The 23622-nt window shown below is 66.2% G+C and carries 19 protein-coding genes and 4 tRNA genes; 9 read left to right on the forward strand and 14 right to left on the reverse strand.

Annotated elements, in window-relative coordinates; translation table 11 throughout:
• The 6 genes from ON44_RS50330 to ON44_RS20395 form a co-directional block, all read right to left on the reverse strand.
• On the reverse strand, positions 1-260 hold a 260-nt coding region (locus ON44_RS50330; protein ID WP_040692448.1), incomplete at its 3' end, for a hypothetical protein.
• Between the two features lie 299 nt (positions 261-559).
• A complete protein-coding gene (locus ON44_RS20375) occupies positions 560-1261 on the reverse strand; it encodes a (2Fe-2S)-binding protein (protein ID WP_245567251.1) in 702 nt (233 codons plus the stop codon).
• The gene (locus tag ON44_RS20380) at positions 1228-1653 is read right to left on the reverse strand and encodes a TIGR02611 family protein (protein WP_085998580.1); all 426 of its coding nucleotides are present in this window, start codon (positions 1651-1653) and stop codon (positions 1228-1230) included. Before ON44_RS20380 ends, ON44_RS20375 begins: the two co-directional genes overlap by 34 nt.
• Before the next feature lie 70 nt (positions 1654-1723).
• Positions 1724-3982, reverse strand: coding sequence for a solute carrier family 23 protein (locus ON44_RS20385; protein WP_051182238.1), 2259 nt, complete (start codon positions 3980-3982; stop codon positions 1724-1726).
• A gap of 280 nt (positions 3983-4262) precedes the next feature.
• Entirely contained in the window at positions 4263-6527 is a 2265-nt protein-coding gene (locus ON44_RS20390) for a SulP family inorganic anion transporter (protein WP_083898015.1), read from the reverse strand.
• 356 nt (positions 6528-6883) lie between these two features.
• A tRNA-Val gene (locus ON44_RS20395) sits at positions 6884-6955 on the reverse strand.
• A gap of 505 nt (positions 6956-7460) precedes the next feature.
• Here ON44_RS20395 and ON44_RS20400 point away from each other — a divergent pair.
• The 3 genes from ON44_RS20400 (at position 7461) to ON44_RS20410 (ending at position 7724) form a co-directional block, all read left to right on the forward strand.
• Positions 7461-7533 (forward strand) — tRNA-Gly (locus ON44_RS20400).
• A 44-nt stretch (positions 7534-7577) separates the two neighbouring features.
• Positions 7578-7648, forward strand: a tRNA-Cys gene (locus ON44_RS20405).
• A gap of 1 nt (position 7649) precedes the next feature.
• Positions 7650-7724 (forward strand) — tRNA-Val (locus ON44_RS20410).
• A gap of 94 nt (positions 7725-7818) precedes the next feature.
• On the opposite strand, the gene ON44_RS20415 is transcribed toward ON44_RS20410, so the two are convergent.
• Together ON44_RS20415 and ON44_RS20420 are read right to left on the reverse strand one after the other, a co-directional pair.
• Positions 7819-8493: a hypothetical protein gene (locus ON44_RS20415; protein WP_040692454.1), complete on the reverse strand. Its 675-nt coding sequence runs from the start codon at positions 8491-8493 to the stop codon at positions 7819-7821.
• Positions 8494-8695: 202 nt separating this feature from the next.
• On the reverse strand, positions 8696-9301 hold the full coding sequence (locus ON44_RS20420; protein WP_051182239.1) for a TetR/AcrR family transcriptional regulator: 606 nt from the start codon (positions 9299-9301) through the stop codon (positions 8696-8698).
• 78 nt (positions 9302-9379) lie between these two features.
• On the opposite strand from ON44_RS20420, the gene ON44_RS20425 reads away from it, so the two are divergent.
• The 4 genes from ON44_RS20425 (at position 9380) to ON44_RS20440 (ending at position 12942) form a co-directional block, all read left to right on the forward strand.
• The gene (locus ON44_RS20425) at positions 9380-10390 is read left to right on the forward strand and encodes a GlxA family transcriptional regulator (RefSeq protein WP_051182240.1); all 1011 of its coding nucleotides are present in this window, start codon (positions 9380-9382) and stop codon (positions 10388-10390) included.
• A 93-nt stretch (positions 10391-10483) separates the two neighbouring features.
• Entirely contained in the window at positions 10484-11206 is a 723-nt protein-coding gene (locus ON44_RS20430) for an alpha/beta fold hydrolase (protein WP_040692455.1), read from the forward strand.
• Between the two features lie 27 nt (positions 11207-11233).
• Positions 11234-12199, forward strand: a complete 966-nt coding sequence (locus tag ON44_RS20435) for an alpha/beta hydrolase (protein ID WP_040692456.1) — start codon at positions 11234-11236, stop codon at positions 12197-12199.
• A gap of 35 nt (positions 12200-12234) precedes the next feature.
• Complete coding sequence (locus ON44_RS20440; protein ID WP_040692457.1) at positions 12235-12942, forward strand: alpha/beta fold hydrolase; 708 nt, start codon at positions 12235-12237, stop codon at positions 12940-12942.
• A 49-nt stretch (positions 12943-12991) separates the two neighbouring features.
• On the opposite strand, the gene ON44_RS20445 is transcribed toward ON44_RS20440, so the two are convergent.
• A complete protein-coding gene (locus ON44_RS20445; RefSeq protein ID WP_051182241.1) occupies positions 12992-13993 on the reverse strand; it encodes an MASE1 domain-containing protein in 1002 nt (333 codons plus the stop codon).
• A 192-nt stretch (positions 13994-14185) separates the two neighbouring features.
• Between ON44_RS20445 and ON44_RS20450 the strand changes: the two genes are divergently transcribed.
• Positions 14186-15436, forward strand: a complete 1251-nt coding sequence (locus ON44_RS20450; RefSeq protein ID WP_245567252.1) for a sigma-70 family RNA polymerase sigma factor — start codon at positions 14186-14188, stop codon at positions 15434-15436.
• Here ON44_RS20450 and ON44_RS20455 read toward each other — a convergent pair.
• A complete protein-coding gene (locus ON44_RS20455) occupies positions 15408-16391 on the reverse strand; it encodes a hypothetical protein (protein ID WP_245567253.1) in 984 nt (327 codons plus the stop codon). The two genes, ON44_RS20450 and ON44_RS20455, sit on opposite strands and share 29 nt — an antisense overlap.
• Positions 16392-16791: 400 nt before the next feature.
• Here ON44_RS20455 and ON44_RS20460 point away from each other — a divergent pair, with 400 nt between their 5' ends.
• The gene (locus ON44_RS20460) at positions 16792-17982 is read left to right on the forward strand and encodes a hypothetical protein (protein ID WP_040692459.1); all 1191 of its coding nucleotides are present in this window, start codon (positions 16792-16794) and stop codon (positions 17980-17982) included.
• Positions 17983-17987: 5 nt separating this feature from the next.
• Here the strand turns inward: ON44_RS20460 and ON44_RS20465 are convergent, their stop codons facing one another.
• The 4 genes from ON44_RS20465 to ON44_RS20485 form a co-directional block, all read right to left on the reverse strand.
• On the reverse strand, positions 17988-18938 hold the full coding sequence (locus tag ON44_RS20465; protein WP_051182242.1) for a LysR family transcriptional regulator: 951 nt from the start codon (positions 18936-18938) through the stop codon (positions 17988-17990).
• A 370-nt stretch (positions 18939-19308) separates the two neighbouring features.
• Positions 19309-20832 carry a flavin-containing monooxygenase gene (locus ON44_RS20475; protein WP_063721595.1) on the reverse strand — a complete coding sequence of 508 codons (1524 nt, stop codon included), beginning with the start codon at positions 20830-20832 and terminating at the stop codon, positions 19309-19311.
• Between the two features lie 51 nt (positions 20833-20883).
• Positions 20884-22200: a cytochrome P450 gene (locus tag ON44_RS20480; protein WP_083898017.1), complete on the reverse strand. Its 1317-nt coding sequence runs from the start codon at positions 22198-22200 to the stop codon at positions 20884-20886.
• A gap of 148 nt (positions 22201-22348) precedes the next feature.
• Positions 22349-23578 carry a cytochrome P450 family protein gene (locus ON44_RS20485; RefSeq protein ID WP_040692465.1) on the reverse strand — a complete coding sequence of 410 codons (1230 nt, stop codon included), beginning with the start codon at positions 23576-23578 and terminating at the stop codon, positions 22349-22351.
• Positions 23579-23622: the final 44 nt, after the last annotated feature.

The following is a 23622-nucleotide window of genomic DNA, read 5'->3' on the forward strand; positions in this document are numbered from 1 at the left end:
GTCCAGGACAGATCCTTGAGCCCCTCCGCGTCGCGCACCACGACGATGGTGTCGGGCCCCTTCGTCGGCAGCCCCGCCTCGCGCACCGCGGCACCCGCCGTCGTCCCGGCCGGCACCCGAACGAGGGCGACAGGGCTGATAGGTGCTGAGGTGGTCACGGCGAGAGACTCCTTGGCGTTGGCTGGCGGGCGTGTTCCCGCGCTGGTGCGGGCGGTTGCCCACGGGTCATCGTCGGAGGCGAATTGCTCCGGCGCGACCATGCTATCGGCACCCTGGCGGCCCCGCGTCGATGGACTCGGATCGCCGCGTCGCGGGTCGACCGGTGCCGTTGCACGAGACCAGAACGTGACATCCGACAAGCGGTTCGGTATGCGACCGCGACCGGTTCGATCCGGTGCGCCCGGCCGCGTTCGGATCCGACGCCGGGTTCGAGGGTATGGGCTCGAAGGATCGCGCTTAGTACGTACGTTCGGGCCGCTCCGGCCATTTCTGCCACGTCCAGGCGAAACGCGCACGCTCACCTGGCATTCGTGTGAGGCACCGATTACCTTGCGGGCGATCAGCTTTCGGCAGCGAGCCGAGCCAGGAGCGTCTTGCGTTCGGCGGCGGGCCGCTTCGGGCAGCTGGTGCACATTTCGCAGCCGGGCACCTCGAAGACCAGGCAGCACGAGATCCGGCGGACAAAGGTCCGCCCGTCGACGTCCACGAACCGTGGTACCGGCAGTTTCCCTCCGACTTCACTCGCAAGCCGCGCCCCGGCTTCGGGATTCCCCGCATCCAGGGCCCGGTTCCCGATGGCATCGGCGGCAATCGCCCAGAGTGACGGCACTCCCGCACCGGAGACCGCCGCTACGGGGCCGATCACGGCCGCCAAGGTCTCCCGCAACGCCTTCGCGCAGGCATGGTCCAGCGCGGCGTCGGTCTCATGCGGTGCACCGCTGTCACCCGGCGCGGCCCCGAGACCTCGACCTGCGACGGAGTGGATGTGGACTCGTTCTATCCCGCCGTCCGGGCGGACCTCGCAGTCGAGGCGGTCCAGGCACGGCTCCGGCGCGGGTTCCTCGTTCGCGTAGGCGCATGCGAGCTGTTCGACCAGTGCCGATGCGACCATGCACCACCAGAGCGTGCCGGAGACGCGCGGTTCGGTGGTACCCCAGGAGCGTCCCATTTCCGCGATGCGTGCCGACAGCCAGTCCGGTTCGGTCAGGGTGCGGCCGGGGACCGCGTTCACCATTTCAGGGGACTGCGCAACCACTGCCATTCGACTCCGATCCAGCCGCCGACCAACCCGAATGTTCCCAATACCCACAGTGTTGCGAGAACCAGCGCAAAGGTCATCACCGCCGCGAACACCCGCATGGCCGGGCCCCGTGCGGAGTACCACGCCATGCCCTGCCGGTACTTGTCACGCAGCCAGCCGAGCACTCGGCGCGCCCAGGCGAATTCGGTGGCCAGGATGCCGAGTCCGGCGAATACGATCGCCCAGCCGGGGCCGGGATAGGGAATCGCCAGGATTCCGACGACCAGCACCGCGATGCCGACCACCGCGACCCCGATCCGGTAGGCGAGGTTCAGCGTAGGCCGCGTGGCCAGCCGGGCGCGGAAGGCGCGCCATCCGGTGCGCGTGGGTTCGGATTCCAACTCGACACTCATCTCCATCAGCCTACGAGCGACATGCGTGGACCCGCCCGAGCGAGGTCGGACGGGTCCAGCTGTCATCGGCTCAGACGAGTTCCGGCGTGACCCGCGCGCCGCCGTTGTCGTCGATATGAGCGAGCCCGTTCACGGTCACCTCGATGACGCGTGCGCTGGCGATATCGAAGAACAATCCCGATACCGTCACGTCACGCTCGGCCATCGCCGCACGCACCGCGGGATGCCGGTGCAGAGTTTCCAACTGCACGGCCACATTGACCATGCTCAGCTGGTCGACCTCGCCGAATCCAGCGGCCGCGGCCGCCTGTGCCACCGGGTGCCCGAGCTGGAACTGCTCCAGGCTCGGATGGGCGTGGGCGAGCCAGGGTTCGATACCCGGTCCAGTGTCGGCGCCCGAATGCAGCGCCTTCATCGCTCCGCACGACGAATGCCCGCACACCACGATGGACCGCACATTCAATTCGTTGAGCGCGAAGACCAGTGCGGCCTCCACCGACGCGTCTCCGCTGTCCGGCACCAGATTGCCCACATTGCGCACCGTGAACATGTCACCCGGACCGCTGTTGGTGATGACATTCGGAACCACTCGGGAGTCCGCGCAGGTCAGGAAGAAGGTATCGGGATCCTGACGGTCACGCAGTTCGTCCAGATGCGGCCGCACGACATGGGCGTGGCTGCGGTGGTAGGCGGCGACACCCGAGGTCACCCGGTCGGCATTCGCGTCGTCACCGCGCCACGGGCCGAGGATCTCGTCGAGCACCGCGCGCCCGAATCCGCGGGCGGGCGGACCCGCGGTAGCGTGCGCCATCCGCGCACTGCCGATTTCCACGAAATCGACTGCGCCACCGGTGCTTTCCTGCTGCCGCACCCAGTCCTCGATGGCTTCGAAGGCGGCATGGTCGAGGAAGTCGACCGTCATCTCGACGGTGACGTCCACGCCTGCGGGCACTTTCGCGAATTCCGCGGACAGCTTCGGCAGCGCGAGGAAGGTGCAGGAGCCGTCGATGCTCAGCAGCCAGCGCTGCGAACCGGGAATCTGCTTGGCCGCCACGGCAACTCGAACAACGCGCCACAGCAGCAGACCGAAAGCCAAAGCCAGACCGATGATTACGCCTTCCAGCAAATTCAGGAAGACCACACCGAGGATGGTGACGGCATAGATGAGCAGATCGCCGGTGCGCCTGGCCATCTTGATGTGGGCCAGCTTCACCAGCTGGATACCGATGACGATCAGCAGACCAGCGAGCGCGGACTTCGGAATCTGCTGCACCACCCCAGCCAGGACGACCGAGAACAGCAGAATCCAGCAGCCGTGCAGCACTGCCGATGCACGGCTGCGGGCACCCGCCTGCACGTTGGTGGCACTGCGCACGATCACGCCGGTGACCGGCAGACCGCCTAGTAGACCCGAGAGCACATTGGCCGAGCCCTGACCGATCAGCTCACGGTCGAAATTGGTGCGCTTACCGGTGTGCATCTTGTCCACGGCCACCGCCGATAGCAGACTCTCGACGCTGGCGATGAGCGCGACGGTCAGAATCATCAGCGCCACCGCGGACCAGTCGCCGCTGGGGATCTGCGGCAGTCCGATGGCGTCGAACAGCGAGCCGTTCAACACGATTCGCTCGGCCTCGAAGGGCAGCACCAGCGACAACACCGTGCCGACCAAGACCGCCACCAGCGGTCCCGGCACCACCCGCACCTTGGCGGGCAGCCGGCGCCAGCCGAGCATGATCGCGATGACCACCGCGCCGATGATTGCGTCATCGCCGTGCAACGACAACAGTTGCGACGGCAACTGGGTGATGTTGTTCCAGGCGGAACTATGCGAGGACCCACCGAGCAGCACGTGAACCTGTTGCAGCGCAATGGTTATGCCGATGCCCGCGAGCATCGCGTGCACCACCACCGGCGCGACGGCCAACGCGGCCCGCGCAATCCGGCTCAGCCCGAATAGGATTTGCAGCACACCGGCCGCGACGACAATGAACGTGGTTGTCCGCCAGCCGAATTGGTTGATGGATTCGGCAACGACCACGGTCAGACCCGCGGCGGGGCCGCTGACCTGCAGAATCGAACCACCGAGCGTGCCCGCGACGATGCCACCGATGACGGCGGCGATGAGTCCGGCGGCGACGGGCGCACCGGAGGCGACGGCGATGCCGAGGGACAGCGGCAACGCGACGAGGAAGACCACGATAGAGGACGGCAGATCGTGGCGCAGGATCGATGTCAATCGATCGGACAGAGGTTCGGAACTGCGATGGCCCTTGCCCTGTTCAGTGGGCGGTAACGGTGGTGCGGCTACAGCGCTATCAATAGCCATTGACTTCTCCTTCGCCGACTCGGCGCGAACGCCGAGGTCGGTTGACGATCAAAATGTCCAACAGGGCACAGAACGCGAACCGGCATCTCGCGGTGAAGCAGTTCCCGACACGGCAACGGGTCGAGAGGTAAATCGCATTAAGGCTATTAGTAAAGGCTTAGCAAAGCCTGAGAAGTTGCCGAAAAGTGCCCGGATCCATACCTCCGAATCGACGTGAAACGCGACACATCCGTGCCGAGTTCGCCTGTCGGGCCGAATCATTCGGCCCGACAGCACGCGACTAGACGGGCTCGGCGGCGACGCCCCGCACATCGGCCGGCTCATCGAACGCCTCGACCGTCAACTCGTCATCGAACTCGGCAATACCGTCCATGGTGACCTCGATGACCCGGGCGGTCGCGAGATCGAAGAACAGTCCGGACACCGACACGCCCCGTTCCTCGATCCCGCGCCGGACCACGGGGTGGGCATGCAGCCGCTCCAATTGCAGTGCCACATTCACCATGCCGAGCTGGTCGACCGGCCCGAATCCGGCGAATGCCGCGGCATCGGCGACCGGATGTCCGAGCCGGAACCGGTCCAGGCTGGGCCGCGCGTACGCGAGCCAGTCGCCCAGCCCCGGCCCCGTGCGAACCTCTCGGTGCAATGCGTCCATCGCCCCGCAACCGGAGTGCCCGCAGACCACAACCGCTCGCACGTCCAGCTTCTCCAGCGCGTAGACCAGCGCGGCCTCCACCGAAACATCGCTGCCACCGGACGGGACCAGATTGCCCACGTTGCGGACGGTGAACAGATCCCCCGGCCCGCTATTGGTGATGACATTCGGCACGATACGGGCATCGGCGCAGGTCAGAAAGAAGGTGTCGGCGTCGGGCCGGTTGCGTAGTCCGTGGAGATGGGGGCGCATCAGATGGGCGTGGCCGCGGTGGTAGGCGGCGATACCGGCCGCGATCGGATCCGCCCGATTACCCGTCCGCCGCCACGGCCCGATGACCTCATCGATGACCTGGCGCGAGCGCCCACGCTCCGGCGGGCCCACCACCGCGGTCGCCATCCGCGCGCTACCGATTTCCACGAAATCGACTGTGCCACCGGCGGCCTCACGCAGACCGGCCCAGTCGGCGATCAGCTCATAGGAGGCGTGGTCGAGGAAGTCGACCGTCATCTCGATGGTCACGTCCACGTCGGCGGGGACCTTCGACAGCTCCGCGGTCAGCTTGGGCAGCGCGAGGAAGGTGCAGGTGCCATCGATGGTGATCAGCCAGCGGCGGGCATCGGCCACCGGTTCGGCATGGATGCTCACCCGCACCACCCGCCACAGCAGCAGGCCGAAGGCGAGTACGAGCCCGATCACCATGCCCTGCAACAGATTCAGGAACACCACACCCAGTACCGTGGCCACGTAGACGAACAGATCGCCGTTGCGCCGAGCCAACCGGATATGGGCCAGCTTCACCAGTTGTACGCCGACGAGGATGAGCAGCCCCGCGAGTGCCGCCTTGGGAATCTGCTGCACCAACCCGGCCAGCGCGACCGCGAACAGCAGGATCCACACACCGTGCAGCACCGTCGCGGCCCTGGTCCGCGCCCCCGCATGGGCATTGGTAATGCTGCGGACGATCACGGCCGCGATCGGCAGACCCCCGAGCAGACCCGACACCACATTGGCCGAGCCCTGCCCGATCAGCTCACGATCGAAATTGGTTCGATGGTCGGGACGCGACTTGTCCACCGCGACCGCCGAGAGCAGGCTCTCCACACTGGCAATCAGCGCGATCGTCACCATGGCCATCGCGACGGCGAACCAACTGCCGGACGGGATCGCGGGCAAACCGATGGAATCGAGCAGCGACCCGTTCAGCACGACACGCTCGACATGGGTCGGCAGTATCAGCGACAGGATCGTGGCGACCACCACGGCAACGAGCGGCCCCGGCACGACGCGGATCGAGAGCGGGAGGAACTTCCACCCGATCAGGATGACGATCACCACCAGACCGACGAACAGATCGCCGCGATGCACCGACATCAACTGATGGGGCAGCTGGATGAGGCTGGCGAACGATGAACTCAGCGAGTTGCCGCCGAGCAGAATATGCACCTGCTGCAGGGCGATGATCACGCCGATACCGGCGAGCATCGCATGGACCACGACCGGTGCGATGGCGAGCGCGCCGCGCGCAACGCGACTGAGCCCGAACAGAATCTGTAACAGGCCCGCGCCGATAGTGATGAAACAGGTAGCGGCCCAACCGAATTGGTGCACGCTCTCGGCGACGACAACGGTAAGACTGGCCGTCGGCCCGCTGACCTGGACGGCCGAGCCACCTAGTAGCCCGGCGACGACACCACCGACGACGGCGGCGATCAGGCCTGCGGCGACCGGGGCACCGGAGGCGACCGCGATACCGAGCGAAAGTGGTAGTGCGACAAGGAAAACCACGACCGAGGCGGGTAGATCGTGGCGGCCGACGGCGGCGAGACTCACTGGAAGACTTGCGCGAAGCGGCGACGTCCGTGGTGCGGGATCGGTGTCGGTGGACATTATTCTCCTTCGCCGAAACGGCGTGGAGCCGATCGGTTCATCGGTCGAACATGTACTGGCATCGAAAGCGAGCGGCGGGCGAAGCTTTCTGAGAACGCTGGGTGCTACATCTGCTCTACATGGAGCAGCCTCGTGAAGCAGTGACCCATGACGCGAAGGTCAGGCGCAATAGTAAAGACTTCGCAAAGCACATGGAAAGGCTTATGTTGCAAATGGGGCCAACTGCTATCAAAATGTGACCCAAGTCACAGCATGACAAAGGGGATCCCGAATCGGGTCGATCGGAGCTTCGACGAACACCGCGCCGATAAGAAAGAAGGTCGGGCACTCGCAGTGCACCGACCTCGTCCAGTGGGTGGTCCCAGCTGGTTTCGAACCAGCGACCTTCCGCGTGTGAGGCGGACGCTCTCCCGCTGAGCTATGGGACCGAACTTGGTGTTCGAGCGGCGGCGGAGCAGCCGTTCGAACGAGATGGAACCTTAGCACGCACCACCGGCGTCCCACCAAATCGCCACCCCGACACGGGTGATCGGCCGTCGACCTTTGCAACCAGCGTTGTTGCGGGGTCGTGAATTGCGAAGTGGTGCAGCAGGTCCCGGAGGGGCCATCCACACGAATAGCCGCGGATCACCCATCGGACTTCGCAGGGCGGGTTTCGGCTTCGATCTCGCCCGGCGGCATGGCCGGTCAGCGCCGACCGCTGAACCGCTTGCCGACGCCCCTGCCCTACGGCGAGTTCGGATGCGGCGCATGCGAAGGCACGACTCGGCCGATCCGAGCGCGTTTGCCCGTGGGTGCGCCCCCAACCTCTCGAACAACACGTATGTAATTCAACTTCAGGCCCTTCTACCAGCGGATTTGTAGGTTGCGCCGAACGTCGGCTAATGTTCTGTCTCGCACCACGGAGGGCCGCAAGCCCCCGGAGATGCAAATGCGGATGTAGCGCAGCTGGTAGCGCATCACCTTGCCAAGGTGAGGGTCGCGGGTTCGAATCCCGTCATCCGCTCGAGGAGTAGGGCCAGGCAATAGTAAAGCCTTCCCCCTTCGCACGGTGGAGTGGCCGAGTGGTGAGGCAACGGCCTGCAAAGCCGTGCACACGGGTTCGATTCCCGTCTCCACCTCGCGCGATTAGCTCAGCGGGAGAGCGCTTCCCTGACACGGAAGAGGTCACTGGTTCAATCCCAGTATCGCGCACCACCGTTTCTCCAGGTCAGCCCCGGTTTTTACCGGGGCTGACTTTGTTTGTGCCCACCACTCGGCATTCCGAAGCCGGCGTTGGGCCTGTTCCGCGTCACGGCGCCTCGCCACGTCCCTGGCGGCTACCCGAATACGCGAACTCGCGCAGTTGCCGGATGGTTTTCGGGACTATCTCGACCTCGGCGGGATGATTGATCATCGGGTCGAAGTAGTCGGTGCGGTGCTCGCCATCGGCCAGGCGCAGGTTGATTTCGGCGAGTTTGCGGGTCGGACCGCCGATCGGGCTGCTGATCAGATCGAAATGTACCTCGTGCCCGTGCAGGTGTTCTTCGAGTGCTTCGATCGAGGCGGATTTCGGTTGTGCCGCATCGGGTTCGGCGAATACCCAGGTGGTCATCGCATTGCCGAAACGGTAAGGCATCACGCCGCCGTACCTGGCGCGGGCCCAGCCCGTCGCGACGGTGATCACGAACCGTCCGATCATGCTTCGGCCTGTGGTCGCAAGAGCGAAGTCCCACGGCTTGTCGTCGCGATCCAGGACGCGAAAGGCGAGCCCGAGTACATCCGGGATGGGCCCCGGCAACCCAGTGCCCTTCGACAGGCGGGCGATGACGGCCCGTTCACCGCTGCCGAACAGGTTCTCGAACTCGTGTTCGGCGTGCAGCCGACCTGACAGGTGCAGTCCGTCAGGATGGAAAACCCGCGCATGCCGGAGCCTGGCCCCGGTTGCGAACGCGCTTCGCACAACTGCGGCAGATAGATCGACCATGGCGAGTCCTCCGAGGTAGACGACGTGTCGTCTCCCGGTTGCCCCGCGCGCAGCCGGATAAACGGCAGACGACTCGAGCCGGCGATGGCCCGATCCGGAACCACGTTCGATGTCGCGCCGTCGAACGACGTATGACCATGACGACGAGCAACGCGACCTCAGCGGCTCCTCGACCGCATGAACGACACAGATCCTGCCGATGTCAATGGACTAGGTGATCGGCCCAGGGGGACGGGAGGGCAGCGCTGGATATGTCGGCGATTTCCTGCAGGCGTGAAGTGGGGATTCCCAAGCGGCTCAGTTGGATCAGGCCCTGGGAGATGACGATGATGTGGGCGCTGAGGGCCGAGAGAGTGGAGAGGTCGGCGTTGTCTGGCGCAGCGACTCGTAGGCGGTCGGCCACGCCTTCTTCCATGGCAGCGGTGGTGCGGGTGCCGATGGTGGCGACTTCGGGGATGCGGGTGCCGAGTTGGGCGATGCTGTTGATCATGAGGCAGCCGCGGCGGTCGGGGTGAGCGGCGCAGTCGTCGATGACTGCCCGGAAGAGGGCGCGGACGGCGGTGCGCGGTGCGCCGGGCGCGGATGTGACGACCTCGCGGACGAAGCGTGCGCGGCGTTCGCAGTAGCGCTCGAAGGCGGTGAGGAACAGGCCGCGTTTATTGCCGTAAGCGGCGTAGATGCTGCCGTTCCCGACGCCGGTCGCGCGGGATACATCCTCCACCGATGTTTCGTCGAAACCCTTCGACCAGAACAACTCCGTCGCGGCATCGAGCAGGTTCGATTCATCGAACTGTCGTGGCCGTCCCATGCGCTCACCGTACCAACCGGGTCGTGATGTCGAGCACCTCACTTGTTCTGGAGGCGTGCCTCCATAATAATGGTTGACATGTCCGCAAAATTCGGTGGTACGGCCCGCAGGCGAGTCGGTGTGCTGGTTTTCGACAGCGTCAAGATGCTCGACTTCGTCGGTCCCGCGGAGGTATTCGTGGAGGCGAACCAGTCGGTGGACGGTTATGAGGTGGTACTCGTTTCGGCCGACGGCAAGGACGTGCACACCTCGATCGGCGCGCGCACGCAGGTAAGCTGCGCGGCGGCCGACGCGGGTCGCTTCGACACAGTGGTGATTCCGGGCAGCGAGTTGCCCGTGGAAAAATTCGCGACTCCCGAGGTGCTGGCGGCGGCACGCCACCTGTCGTCGCATACCCGGCGGATCGCGTCGATCTGCAGCGGCGCGTTCGTCCTGGCCCAGCTCGGACTGCTCGACGGCAGGCGGGCGACGACCCATTGGAAATTCACCGGTGACCTGGCGCGCCGGTTCCCATCGGTACTGGTGGAACCGGATGCGATTTTCGTGCGCGACGGCAACCTCTACAGTTCGGCCGGTGTCGCGGCCGGTGTGGATCTCGCGCTGGCGCTGGTAGAGCAGGACCATGGTGCCGATGTCGCCCGACGGGTGGCACAGTCACTGGTGGTGCATATGCAACGTGCCGGTGGACAGTCGCAGTTCTCGGCATCACTGAGCGGGCCCGCGCCTCGCAGTCCGCTGCTGCGCGGGGTCGTCGATCTGATCTGCGCGGACCCCGCATACCCGCATACCGTGCAGAGCCTCGCCGCGCACGCACGCGTCAGCATCCGGCACCTGACCCGGCTGTTCCGCACGGAGCTCCAACGTTCGCCCGCGGAGTATGTCGCGTTCATTCGGTTCGGCGTGGCCAGGGACATGTTGCACGCCGGACGCAGCGTGACCGAGGCGGCGATGGCCGCCGGATACGGCAATAGCGAGGCATTGCGGCGGGCGTTCGTGGCGCGGCTGGGCATTTCGCCGCTCAAGTATCAGCAGCGGTTCCGGACGACCGGTTCGCTCGTGGGAGCCGAACTCGCGGCAGTGGTGTCCTGATCGGAGGTATTTCCGGCCGGTGCAGGGGGGCGCGGACACCGGGAAGCAGCGGAAACTGCTGTCGGCACAGCGTCATATCGAGAAAGGACCGCGATGTCCCCCGCGTCAACCCCCACAGTTGTCCTCGTGCACGGCGCCTTCGCCGATGCGTCGAGTTGGTCGCCGGTCACCCAGCGGCTGCTCGACCAGGGCCACCGGGTCGTGGCACCGCCGGTGTTCAACCGCAGCCTGTCCGGCGATGCCGCCTACATCCGGGCGGTCGTCGAGCAGATCGATGGCCCGGTACTGCTGGCCGGGCATTCCTACGGCGGCGCGGTGATCACCGTCGCCGGTGTTGCCGAGAATGTCGTCGGCCTCGTCTATGTGTCGGGTTACGCGTTGGAGGAGGGCGAAAGCCTCGGCCAATTGCAGGGCCGGTTCGCGGATTCCGAGCTGGCAGCGCATCTGGTCTACACCTCGTACCCGGTCGACGGCGAAACGACCGGAACCGATGTATCCGTTGAAATCGACGCGTTCCCAGCCATTTTCGCGGATGGGGTCGATGCGGCGACGGCGCGGGTGCTCGCGGTGTCGCAGCGGCCGCTGTCGGCGACCGCGTTCGGTGAGCCCGCCGCCGTGGCGGCCTGGAAGACCAGGCCCGCCTGGGGAATTGTGTCCAGCGCCGATCGCACCATCAATCCGGATGTCGAGCGTTATGGCTATGAACGGGCCGGGCTGCGGGCGGTCGTCGAGATCGACGCACCGCACCTGGTGATGCAGACCCATCCGGACCGGGTCGCGTCCGTCATCACCGACGCGATCGCCGAATTGTCCTGATCCACAACACAAGAGAAAGGCACTACCATGTCAGGTAATCCGTTGGGCATCTCGCTCGAGCAGGCGGCGCAGGAGTTCGTCGACGCCACCTCGCAGCCGCCGTTCCTCTACCAGCTCGCCCCGGAGGAGGGGCGCAAGGCGGTGGATTCGGTGCAGGATTCGCCGATTTTCAAGCCGGAGATCGACGAGGAGTGGGTCACGGTCGACGGCGGTCCGACCGGGTCGGTGCGGGCGCGCATCGTCAAGCCGCAGGGTGTCACCGAGGTACTGCCCGTGATCGTCTACACCCATGGCGCGGGTTGGGTTTTCGGCGATGCACACACCCACGACCGGCTCGTGCGCGATCTCGCCGTCGGGGTGCGCGCGGCCGTTGTCTTTCCCGAATACGATCGCTCGCCGGAGGTGCGGTACCCGGTGGCCAACGAGCAGTCCTACCGGGTCGCCCAGTGGGTTACGACCGACGGCGCCGAGCACGGTCTCGACGCGTCTCGGATCGCGGTCGCGGGTGATTCGGTCGGCGGCAATATGGCCATCGCGCTGACGCTCATGGCGAAGGAACGCGGCGACCTCTCGTTCGCACAGCAGGTGCTGTTCTACCCGGTGACCGACGCCAACTTCGACACCGGTTCGTACCAGCAGTTCGCCGAGGGTTACTTTCTGACTCGCGCAGGGATGCAATGGTTCTGGGATCAGTACACCACCAGCGCCGAAGACCGTGCGCAGATCACCGTGTCGCCGCTGCGGGCCAGCACCGAGCAGTTGAGCGGGCTGCCGCCCGCGCTGGTCATCACCGCCGAGGCAGATGTGTTGCGCGATGAGGGCGAAGCCTTTGCCGGCAAGCTGCGCGCGGCGGGCGTGCCGGTGACGCAGGTGCGCTACGGGGGGATCATCCACGACTTCGTCATGGTGAACGCGATGCACGATACCCATGCGGCCAAAGCCGCTGTCGCACAGGCGGTTGCGACGCTGAAGGCCGCCCTGCACACAGCGTGACCACACCTCGTCCGCAAACAGATCAGGAGAAATCCATGACCGCTCCAACCATCGTGCTCGTCCACGGCGCGTTCGCCGATTCCTCCAGTTGGAACGGCGTCATCGAACGCCTACGCGCACAAGGACATTCCGTCATCGCCGCCGCAAATCCACTGCGCGGCCTCGACAGTGACGCGGCTTACATCGCGTCGGTCGTCGACGGCATCGAGGGCCGGTGCGTGCTCGTCGGGCACTCTTATGGCGGCAGTGTCATCACCGTGGCGGCCGAGGGGAAAGCCGATGTCACCGCATTGGTTTACATTGCCGCGTTCATTCCCGACGAGAACGAGAGCGCGCTGCAGCTGAGCGACAAGTTCCCCGGCTCCACCTTGGGGGCGGCCACCCGTCCCGCGAGCTACCCCCTGTCCGACGGGAGCACCGGCACCGAACTCTATATCCGCCAGGAGGAGTTCCACCGGCAGTTCGCCGCCGACGTTCCGGCGGAAACGGCTGAGCTGATGGCCACGACACAGCGGCCGGTCGCCCTCGCCGCGCTGCAGGAGACTGCTTCCGCGGCCGCATGGAAGTCGGTGTCCGCGTTCGCATTGCTGACCACCGACGATAAGAACATCCCCATCGAGGCGCAGCGGTTCATGGCCGAACGCGCCGGGGCCGACACCGTCGAAATCTCCGCCTCGCATGCGGTCTCGGTATCCGAGCCCGAGGCGGTCACCGACCTCATCGTCCGCGCGGTCGAACGCTAGTACGCCTCGAACCGGCTCGCGCCGCGCGGAATCGCGGCGCGAGTCCGGGTCAGGTCGGTGTGGTGTCGGGAGGTTGGGTTCGGCGGCGCTGCGCGGTGTCGATGATGCCTTCCAAGGGGCGGCCCTGGCTGATGGTGAGGACGGTTTGAGCTAATTGGGCGCAGGTCTCGTCTACGGCCCGGCGGGCGCGGTCGCGTTGGGCGGTGATGGTGGCGAATATGAGGGCGGTCAGCGCGACCGAGCCGTTGAAGGCCTGCAGGGTGATCATTTTGGCGGTCAGGTCGAGGCCGGTGAAGGCCGGGAAGTCGCGGGCCACGGCGACGATGGCGACGGTCGAGGCGATGAGGGCGCAGGGCAGGGCGCCGGCGAGGTGGAAGCGCATCGCGGCCCAGATCAGGAAGGGGAAGACCAGGAAGAGCAGGTTTGCCGACACCACGGTGGCCGATACCGCGACGACGAATGTGCCCGCCGCTAGCATCGCGGCCTCGATGACCCGTAACGGGCTGAGGGCCTTGGGTATCCGGATACCTTTGCCGACGAGGATGAGCGGTGCGATCAGGAGTACGCCCATGGCGTCGCCGGTCCACCACACCAACCAGGCGCCCCAGAAACCGTGTGCGGAAACCGTACCGGCCACGAGCAAGGTGACGGTACCGAGCGTTGCGCTGATCAGCATTGCGGCAAGGGCACCGAGGAAGACGAGTTCGAGTACGTCACGTACGCCAACGAAATCACTGCGAAACCCGACCCTTTTGAGCAGCAGGTACGCGACCACCGGAGCGGCCGTGTTGCCGAGGGCGATCATGAGGACGGCAGGAAGCGTCGGCCCGAGCAAGGCATTCACCGCCAACGCGCCCAGCGTGACGCCCGTCCAGGCACGCAGGCCGAATATGAACAGACATGCGAGGGCGACCCCGGTCGACGGCCACAGCGGCGTGACTTGATCGCCGACCAAGGCAAAACGCAACCCGACTTCGGCAGCCACAAAATACGCGACCGCCGCGACAATGATCCACAGCGCCGACTCGGCGTTGCTGCGGAAACGACCCACGACGTGAGCATAGAACCGTTTCCCACGACGATCAGGAAATATCGACGACGGCCCGGACAGCGAGGCCGAGCCGGCAGACACGGATAGGCCAGATTCGGCGGCCGATCGATGGGATGGGCCGGGTTGTCGGTGGTCGGCGTTAGGCTACGGCGCACATGTCGAGTGGAGCCGAGTCGTGGTCAGGGGTCGCAGGTGACGGCAAGCGAGGCCGATGGGCGGGATCGGGCCGCTGACTATGCCGATCCCGAGATGCTGGACGATATCGCCGGGGATGTGTCGTTCGATCTCGAGGAGATCAACGAGCTATTGGGGGAATTGATCGAGATGCGCGGGGATCGCAAGCGGCGCGATGCCGACATCGTGGGGTTTCGGCTCGGGGTGAGCGGGGAGGCGCCGGAGACGTTGGCGCGGATCGGTGCGCGATTCGATCTGTCGCGGGATCGGGCTCGACAGTTGCATACCCGAGCAGTGGCGCAGATTCTGCGGGAAGCGCAGCTGAGTGGACATCGGGCGGCCGAGGTGTTCGGGACGCGGTACCCGGTGGGGGCACGAGATCAGCAGTTGGTACGGGCGCTGTTGGTGGAGACCTATGCGACGGATGCCGATCTGGCCGCCAATGAGTTGGCTTATCTGAAGCTACGGCTGGCGGGGCATGCGGGCGAGGATGCCAAGCGGGTCGCCGGATATGTCATGCAGCGGATCATGGCGTGGCAGAAGAAGACGAACCGGCGGTTGGCGAAACTGCACGAGCCGCTCGCGACGAGTGAGCTGAATTCATGGTTGGGACAGGTCGATTGGCCCGCCTCCGCACCGGACCCCGCTCCCCTGCCGAACGCCTCCGCGCGCACGGTCGACGGCGACGACGAAGGACGCGGGCGGTTCTATCTCGACAAGGTCGGACGCGATATCGGGTTCGATTCCGGCTTGGAGGCTCGGCTGCTTCAGACGGTGAACGCGAGCGATCTGGTCGAGACGTTCCAGGAACAACCGAGTGCGGTCACCTTCGAAATAGACGGTGCGGAGCGAATCTACTACCCAACCATCGCCGCACGGCTGGCCGATGGCCGCGTCGTCCTGATCGATGTCGAACCGCTGGGACATGTCGGCTTCCACATCAATCGGATCAAGTCGGTGGCCGGTCGCGCGCATGCGCATGCCAACGGCTGGGGCTGGCTGGTGTGGACCGGCAGCAGGATCGGGATCCCAGATCTATTGCGGCGCAAGGTAGCTGCGGAGGCGGAGAGTCGACTGTGGGAGTTGGTCGAGCGCGGACCGGTGTACTGGTCCGCGCTGCGGCAGTTGCGTGCGGAGGTCGAGCTGGATCTGCTCGACCTGATCGCGCTGGTGCTGCGCAACGAATGGCGTTGGGACCGTGCGCCGTTCCGGTTGACCGGCAACCACCCGGCTGACCGCCTCAGCGCACGAACATCGCTCCCGCGATGAATGTCACGATCAGCATCATCGCGCAATAGGTGATCAGCTGCCAGTGACCGATCGCCTTCTGCAGACTCACGATGGTGGCACGCAGGCTTGCGTCGATGCGGTGGTGGTTGTCGAGCTTGCGCTTGACCTCGGCCAGCGAGTCCGCGCGCTCCTGTGCGGACTCCTCGGCGCGTTCCAGCCGGGTGGCGAGCTTCATGATCTGTTTCTGCTTGTCCCGCACGGTTTTTCGGGACAGGGCCAAGGTGGTGCGTTGGTTGACCAACTCCTGGCGCTGCCGAGCGATGACGCTGGCCTGCGTCCTCGTGTGGTGTTCCCAGTCGGTCACGGTGGCCCATCCTCCTGTCATCACATCGCGGTAGCCCCAAGCGATTTCGCCCCGCACCCAGCCGTACAGGAAATCGCGCAGTTCATAGGGTTCACGGCGCGGCAGGACGACCGCGCTGTTCGAGGTGTCCAACATGCCCTCCTCGGCCCGGTAATCGCAGGCGGGCGGCGCGAAGTCGGCGATGCCGAGCGCGGGCAGATGCCCGACCCAATAGCCCGGCGGGCACAGCCACAGCACCCCATCACATCCGGCGGTGCGCAGCCGCGTCGTGTGGTGCTGCGCCGATTCCCGATCCAGCGGACCGGTACGGACCTCGATGGCATACTGCCGATCACCACTGCGCCAGAGCACGTCCACCGGGACGTCACCCACCCGGCGGTCCACCTCGGCCACCTCCGCACCGTAGGACGCGAGCCGACCGCACAGCCAATACTTCAGCCGCTGGATATCCCATTGCGCGGCGGCACATTCCGGACATGTGCAGCCGTATCCCCCTGCCCCGACCGGTCCGCCGACGGGTGCGCGACCATCCGGCACCCGGGTGTCCGCGACGCGACCGTCCGACAACCCCAATTCGGCGAGCATCGCCCGACGCCCGCACGCCCGCTCGACGCGCTGCTTCGTTCTCACGCGACCTCACCCCTGCCCAAAACCACCGCAGGTCAAGTACGACCTACGCCATAGATCAAGAGTGCGTCAGCTTTGGCCCGCCCGCCAGCCCCCTATACCCCGCGCTCGGGTGCGCCACAACCCGCGAACACGCTCCGACCAGCCGATGTGCGCTGTCTCACAAGCGATTTCATTGCGACACGCGAGAGCATTGCCACAGTTATTCCGGTGATTGATAGTTGCGGCCATTCCTGGGACACGGCCGATACCGCCGAACGAGCGAACGAAAGCCGCGATGTAACCGGACGAAACGTGCACAGCGGGGCAACGGCCGGTCCTCGAACCGCGTCGGTACCGATCGACAGATAGAATCGGCCGGCCACGAGCGGAGTTTCGGGCGATACGGGGAAGAAGGTATGGGATGGACCACGACGAGCGGAGTGGCGAATCGATCGGCGCACTCTTGTCGAGTCTCGCGACGACCCTGCGCGAGGTGAGCAATAAACTCGACGCGGTCGCCGCCCACGTGGATGACGACCGTAACCTGGCCGGTCGCCTGGCCAAGTTGGAGGCGTGGGCTTTCCGTACCGGGGAGGATGTTTCGAAGATCGGGTCACGGTTGGAGCAGGTCGTCACCGTCGAGCCCAGTGACGAACCGGCTGAGCCCGCGCTGCGGATCCGCCCGGAACCCGCGCCCGCGACCAGGGAACGGCGCGAACCGATTCCGTCACGTCGCGACCGCCTCGATGCCGTCAACGGGCGAGCCGACACCACGAGCGCGCACACCGAGACCGGCCGCAACGGCCTCCCGGACATCACCACCGTGCTCAGCGAAACGCCGACCGGACGCAACAACCGCCCCGACACCACCGGAACCGACGAGCGTCTCGAGCCCGAGACCGGCCGCAACGAGCTCGTCACGCCGACGACCGGAGCCAACAGGCGCCTAGCGACCCCGACGGGACGTCTGGACGCCACGACCGGGCGCAACGAGCGGCTGAAAGCGCCCGAAGACATCGCGGCACGTCCCGCACGGACCGACTTCACCGCGCCGATCACCCGCACCGAACACCTCGACCCCTTCGGCCCCGCAACGCCCAACGACTCCCTCTCCCTCCCCGCACGGACACCGCAGCCCGTGCCGCCCGCGGTCCCCCCGACCTACCGCAGCGAACCGCTCTCCGCACCCACCTCGCGCCCCGAATGGCTCGACTCGGCCACACCCGCAGGCACCGAACCTTCCGCGCCGACCTACACCAACTCCCAGCCCGCGACCACCGGCGACCGGCTCGACTACGGCTCGATCGGCTCGAGTAACGGCCGCCTGGAGCCGCTCACCTCCCCGCCCCGCAACGGCTACGAATCCCCAACGCCCACAACCCGTCCCGACAGCGGTATGACCGCACCACGCACCGAGGACAACGGCGCACCGACCCCTGGCGCACACCGCGCGGGCACCGGCGAGGACACCTCGCACGTCGACAAGCTGCAGGCCATGCTCGACGAGCTCAAGCGCAACCCGCACGGCCCCTTCGGTCGCCCGGAACCGTCCTCCGCGCCGAACGAACTACCCGGCGTGGACCCGAATTTCGCGATCCGCACCGAGGGCTGAGCAACTCACTGGCCGGACGGGTCCAGCCCGAAGAGGGTGCCGCGAATCAATTCGCGTAGCCATCGGTGACCGTTGTCGGCGGTATTACGGGGGTGCCACGCCATGGCGATGGCGATTTCGGGGAGGGGCAGGGGGATTTCGAAGGCGCACAAGCCGAGTACGGTGCGCGTTGTCGCAGTGAGGGCGGCGGGGACTGGGCAGATCAGATCGCCGGAGCGGACCGCTAGCAGGGCGCTGGTGAGGTCGGGGACGGTGGCCACGACGCGGCGAGTGCGGCCGTGCAGGGCCAGGCGGTCATCGATGGGGCCGCGGGCGCGACCCCGGCGGGAGATACCCAGGTGGGCAGCAGCGGCGAACCGCGCCACCGTCACACGGTCGGTGATCAGCGGATGTTCCGGTGCGGCAACGCCGATCACGCGGTCGCGCAATACCCGCTGCACGGTGGTCTCGGGATCGGTGTGCTCGATAACGCCGACCTCGATATCGACGCGACCGTCACGCAGCGCGGCGGCGCCCTCGTCGCGATCCGGGAGCAGGTGCAGTGTCACGCCGGGCGCCTGTGCGCGGACGGCGGCCAACAGCGGCGTCGCCAATTCCCCGAGGACCATATCGCCCGCCTGCACCGCGAAGTCGCGCTTCAGCGTGGTCGGGTCGAGCGCGCCGCGCTGGGTGAGCAGCGTACGTCCCCGCTCCACCAGAACGCTGACCTCGTGACGTAATTCGAGTGCGCGCGGCGTCGGCACCAGATTGCGGCCCGCCCGCACCAGCAGCGGATCGCCGAGCACGTGACGCAGCCGGGCCAGCGTTCGGCTCATCGCGGGCGCCGAAGTGTGTAGCCGCTCGGCAGCCTGGGTGACACTGTTGGTCTCCAGCAGCGCATCCAGAGCAACCAGCAGATTCATGTCGAGGGCATCCACTCCTGGATTATCCAGAATGGAAAGACTCGTAACCAACATTGCATTGGTGATAATCCGTCGCGTCGACCTCGACGGCGCTGTCCGGCCCGGCCGTCGCCTCCCATCGGAAGGACTGCACACCCGTGCGACGCCGGTCACATTTTGAACTTCTTCGACTCGAAACCCACAGTTGCACTGGGCAAATCGATGGGCTCGGCCGAGGGAACGGATTCTGTTCCGATCTCGCATCCCTCCGGCGACAACCATCGCCGGGGCCATTGGTCGGCAAGCGCCGAGAGATCCCCTCCCCGGCGATCGTCGACGTCGATCGAACCTGTACATGCGCCGTACGCGATGCCGTGTCCGACCTACAACCCGTGAGCGCCGAGGAGAACCCCGGCAATCCCCAGGCGCACTCCGAGCAATCGACCTACGGCGTGCGCTGTTCGGCGGAGACCTGAGGCGCCATTTCCGGCGCCGCTGTCACCACCGGCCCCTTCGACCGCTCCGCGAGTCCACGATACGAAGACGGCTTGATCATCCGGAACCATTGTGCCGCACGGGTTCTGCGCGGCAGCCGGAATTTCAGGTCGGCGAGCATCTCGTCGATATTGTGGATCGAGAACGGCGTGATGGCGCCGCCGTGCGCGTGATGGCCGCCCGTGCGTTCAGCCATCCAGCGCAGCCGCTCATCGACGTGCGCGGTCATCTCCTCCTGTGTCGGCAGAGCGAGGCGGCCGCGCAACAGCGCGGCGGTCCAGTGCGCGCCGACCTCGGCGCTGAGCGTGCTGATGACCGAGGAGTTGTACCCCACGAAGCTCAGATTCGGCACGCCGATCGGCAGGATCTGCCGGTACAGGCGGAAATTGCCCTCGTCGTCGGTGAGCTGACGCTGTACGTACGGGGTGAGGAACGGCACCCGCTGGTGGAATCCGGTGGCGCAGATGACGATATCGGCCTGCAGGGTCGTACCATTCGACAGTCGCACCTGGTTCGCGGCCATCTCGGTGATGGTGCTGTCGCGGTGCACCGCGATCAGTCCCATCCCCACCCGCTCGAAGAAATCCTCGGTGACCAGGCTGACCGTGCTCTCCGCGATATCCTCGAAGCGCCCCTCCGGCACCAGCCCCAGCTCGCGCAGATGCGACTTCTTGGTGGCGAGCTCCTGGATCACATCGAGGTTGCTGTCGCGGAAGCTGTGCCCGGAACCGTGCAGGAACCGTTCGATCCGCCCGAGCTCCTGATAGCGGAAGTGCGCCTCCCCGAGCCTGGTCAGCATCAGCCGTTCGTAGTCGACCAGTCCGCGCGCCAACTTGCGCGGCATCTTCCACAGCAGTCGGCGGGCGACCACATTCGTCGAGGCCGCGACGTGACTGACCGCCTCGGCGATATCGCAGGCCGCCTTGCCATAGCCGACCACCACGACAGATTTGCCGCGCGCCCACTCGGCATCCAGGAACTCCGAGGCGTGCCCGATCTGCCCGCCCGCCTGCCGGAACCGCTCGACGCCCGGAAAGTCGGGCACCGCGGGCTCACTGAATATTCCGTTGGCGATGACCAGATGGTCGCAGGAGGTGCGGTGGATACCGATGTGGTCGCGGATCTCCAGCAACCAACCACTGTCGACCGGATCGGCCGCGACCACCTCGGTGCCGAGGCGCAGGCTCTCGCCGAAGCCGAAATGCCGCACGTACCCGTCGAGGTACTGCTGCATCTGCTGCCCGTCCGGCACGCGCGGATAGTCGTCGGGCATCGGGAAGTCGGAGAAGTGATATGTGTGTTTGCTGTTCTGTGCGCGCAGGCCGGGATACCGGCGCGTCGCACTCCATACTCCGCCGACGTCCGAGGTCCGATCGAATACTTCGACCGGAAACCCCTCCTGGCGCAACACCTTCGCGCAGGCGAGGCCTGCGATGCCCGCACCTACGATTGCGATGCGGTTCCCGCTCGTCATGGCACGGAGATTACGTCGCTCGCGCGAATGCGGCAAAGCCTCGGTGCGATTTCACGAAGTTGAACGGGGAGTGACTACAATCCTGGCCTTGTCGCGCGGCACGGTGGTGATATTGCGCACCCGTCCGCGCTCGCGTTTCGCTCCCTCGGGCCGGGCGAGGGTGTAGCGGGACAGGATCTCGCGCAGCACCGTGGTGCCCTCCATCAGCGAGAATCCGGCGCCGATGCAGCGGCGCACGCCGCCGCCGAAGGGCAGCCAGGTATTCGGTTCGACCTCGCCGTCGAGGAAGCGCGAAGGACGGAAGGTCCAGGTGTCGGGATAGTTGGCCGGGCTCCGGTGCGCCAGCAGGATCGAACAGCTGACCACGGTGCCCGCGGGCAGCTCCCAGCCGCCGATGGTCATATCCCTGGTGAGTTTGCGGACCGCGCCGGGAATCACGGTGCGCATCCGCATCGCCTCCTTCATCACGGCCTCGAGCGCCTTGTCGTCATCGATGCGGACCGCTTCGTAGGCGTCGCGTTGTACCTGCGGGTTGACCGAGAGTTCGTGCAGCGCCCAGGACAGCGCGGCCGCGGTGGTTTCGTGACCGGCGAGCAGCAGGGTGATGAGTTGATCGCGCAGTTCGGGATCGGTGAGGGGCGGATCGGACTCGGTATCGCCGCCCGCCTGCAGCAACCGGGACAGGACGTCGGTGCGTTCGGCCAGGTCGGGGGCGGTGCGCCGGGCCGTGATCTCGGCGTACAGCAGATCATCGATGGCGGCCATATCGGCATGGAAGGACTTCCACGGCGGATACTTCCGCAGCACCGGTTTCATCAGGCCGATGTACTGCAGCGGGCCGATATCGACGATGCGCCCCAGGCGTGGTGCGAGCGCGGACCGAGTGCGCTCATCGGTGACGCCGAAGACCACCCGCATGATCACCTCGAGGGTGAGCGCGTTCATCCGGTCGAGGGTGATGACCGTCGAACCGGGCCGCCAGCGGTCGACCTCCGCGGCCGCGATCTCGGCGACCAGATCCCGATAGCCGCGCAGGGCCGCGCCATTGAATGCGGGCATGAGCAATCGGCGGGCCCTGGCGTGTTCGGCTTCGTCGGTCATCAGCACCGAATGCTCGCCCATCACCGGACCGAGGATCTGATTGCCTTCGCCCGCGTGCAGGTCGCGTGGGTCGCCCGCGAAGATCTCCTTGATGTGTTCGGGGCGGGTGAATACGACGAGGTTCTGTGCGAACGGCGGCACATGCAGCGAGAAGACATCGCCGTAGCGACGCCGCACCGGGGGCAGCACCTGGGCGCGGTTACGGATGTACAGCAGGCCCTGCAGAAATGCGGGGATCGGCGGACCGGGTGGATACGCCGCAGTCATCGTTTCCCTCCGCATCCGGCGCCGGACGCATCGTTACGCCCGGTTCTCTGCACTGTTCCACAGTTGTCCGGCGTGACGGAAGACCCTGGGGCACAGCGCCTGATCAACGGGGCAGTCCGCCGTTCTGCGCACTACCCCGAACCCGGACTCAACGTAGGGCGGGTGCCCCTGCCAATTCCACGGGCAGATCCTGCAACCCCCGGATGAGCATGCTCTCCCGCCAACGCAATTCCCCACCGTCGGCCGCCAAGCGCAGATCCGGATACTGCTCGACCAACCTCGTGATCGCGATGCGCGCCTCCAACCGAGCCAGCCCGGCACCGAGGCAGTAGTGGATGCCGTGGCCGAACGCCAAGTGGCCCGATGTGGAGCGCTGCGGGTCGAACTCTGCGGCGTCGCTGAAGTGCCGTTCGTCGTGGTTGGCCGAACCCAGTGCGACGAGCACCATCTCGCCCGCGGGAATATCGATGCCGCCCAGCGTGAGCGGTTCGGTCGTGTAGCGCAAGGTCGCGACGTTCACCGGACCGTCGTAGCGCAGCATCTCCTCGATCAGGGCGGGCACCGCCTCGGTATTCCCGTGCAGCGCACGATAGCGCGGCGGATCCGACAGCAGGGTGAGCACGGTGTTGCCGATCAGATTGACCGTGGTCTCGTGACCCGCGACCAGGATGAGGAACACCATGGAGATCAGCTCGTCATCGGTGAGACGGTCACCGTCGGCATTGGCGGCGATCAAGTCCGAGACGAGATCCGCCCCCAGCCCCTCGGCCCGCCGCCGCGTGATCAGCTGCTCGAAATAGTCGGCGATGGCATCGGTCGCGTGCCGAATCTCCTCCGGGGTCGCGGTCGACAGCTCGACGATGATGCGCGACCACTCCCGGAAATCCGCGCGATCGGCCACCGGCACACCGAGTAGTTCGCAGATGACGGTGATGGGCAGCGGAAACGCGTACTCCGACAACAGATCCACCGGGCCCGCGGCGTCCGCGGCGATCCGGTCCAGGAGTTCGTCGGCGATGGCCAGCACGCGCGGGGCCAGTACCTCGATCCGGGCGGGCGCGAATGCGGGGGCGACCAGCCGGCGCAGCCGGGCGTGTCCCGGCGGATCGGTATTCAGCAGGTGGTAGCTGATCCGGGTATTCACCGCGCCGAGGCTGGTGTCCCCGATGCGCAGACCACGGGCCTTGCGGCTGGCGTCGGTGCGCGGGTCCTTGCGGATGGCAGGATGACGCAGCACCTCACGGGCGACGTCCAGATCCACCACCAGCCAGGCGCGGACGCCGGTATTCAACTCGATGGGGTGTACCGGGCCTTCGGCGCGCAGCCCTTCGTAGAAGGCATACGGTGTACGAAAGAAGTCCTGCGGCAGCTTTCTCATTCGACGGCCCTTCCCGTTCGCGAGTTGTCTTGCGCCCCTTCGAT

This window comes from Nocardia vinacea NBRC 16497, assembly GCF_000308835.1.
In the GTDB taxonomy this organism is placed as follows: Bacteria; Actinomycetota; Actinomycetes; order Mycobacteriales; family Mycobacteriaceae; genus Nocardia; species Nocardia vinacea.

Excerpts from the sequence above, each read along its gene's own strand:
- ON44_RS20375 (WP_245567251.1), bottom strand. The coding sequence starts at position 1,261 with ATGGCAGTGGTTGCGCAGTCCCCTGAAATGGTGAACGCGGTCCCCGGC.
- ON44_RS20380 (WP_085998580.1), bottom strand. The coding sequence starts at position 1,653 with ATGAGTGTCGAGTTGGAATCCGAACCCACGCGCACCGGATGGCGCGCC.
- ON44_RS20385 (WP_051182238.1), bottom strand. The coding sequence starts at position 3,982 with ATGGCTATTGATAGCGCTGTAGCCGCACCACCGTTACCGCCCACTGAA.
- ON44_RS20390 (WP_083898015.1), bottom strand. The coding sequence starts at position 6,527 with ATGTCCACCGACACCGATCCCGCACCACGGACGTCGCCGCTTCGCGCA.
- ON44_RS20415 (WP_040692454.1), bottom strand. The coding sequence starts at position 8,493 with ATGGTCGATCTATCTGCCGCAGTTGTGCGAAGCGCGTTCGCAACCGGG.
- ON44_RS20420 (WP_051182239.1), bottom strand. The coding sequence starts at position 9,301 with ATGGGACGGCCACGACAGTTCGATGAATCGAACCTGCTCGATGCCGCG.
- ON44_RS20425 (WP_051182240.1), top strand. The coding sequence starts at position 9,380 with ATGTCCGCAAAATTCGGTGGTACGGCCCGCAGGCGAGTCGGTGTGCTG.
- ON44_RS20430 (WP_040692455.1), top strand. The coding sequence starts at position 10,484 with ATGTCCCCCGCGTCAACCCCCACAGTTGTCCTCGTGCACGGCGCCTTC.
- ON44_RS20435 (WP_040692456.1), top strand. The coding sequence starts at position 11,234 with ATGTCAGGTAATCCGTTGGGCATCTCGCTCGAGCAGGCGGCGCAGGAG.
- ON44_RS20440 (WP_040692457.1), top strand. The coding sequence starts at position 12,235 with ATGACCGCTCCAACCATCGTGCTCGTCCACGGCGCGTTCGCCGATTCC.
- ON44_RS20460 (WP_040692459.1), top strand. The coding sequence starts at position 16,792 with ATGGACCACGACGAGCGGAGTGGCGAATCGATCGGCGCACTCTTGTCG.
- ON44_RS20465 (WP_051182242.1), bottom strand. The coding sequence starts at position 18,938 with ATGTTGGTTACGAGTCTTTCCATTCTGGATAATCCAGGAGTGGATGCC.
- ON44_RS20475 (WP_063721595.1), bottom strand. The coding sequence starts at position 20,832 with ATGACGAGCGGGAACCGCATCGCAATCGTAGGTGCGGGCATCGCAGGC.
- ON44_RS20480 (WP_083898017.1), bottom strand. The coding sequence starts at position 22,200 with ATGACTGCGGCGTATCCACCCGGTCCGCCGATCCCCGCATTTCTGCAG.
- ON44_RS20485 (WP_040692465.1), bottom strand. The coding sequence starts at position 23,578 with ATGAGAAAGCTGCCGCAGGACTTCTTTCGTACACCGTATGCCTTCTAC.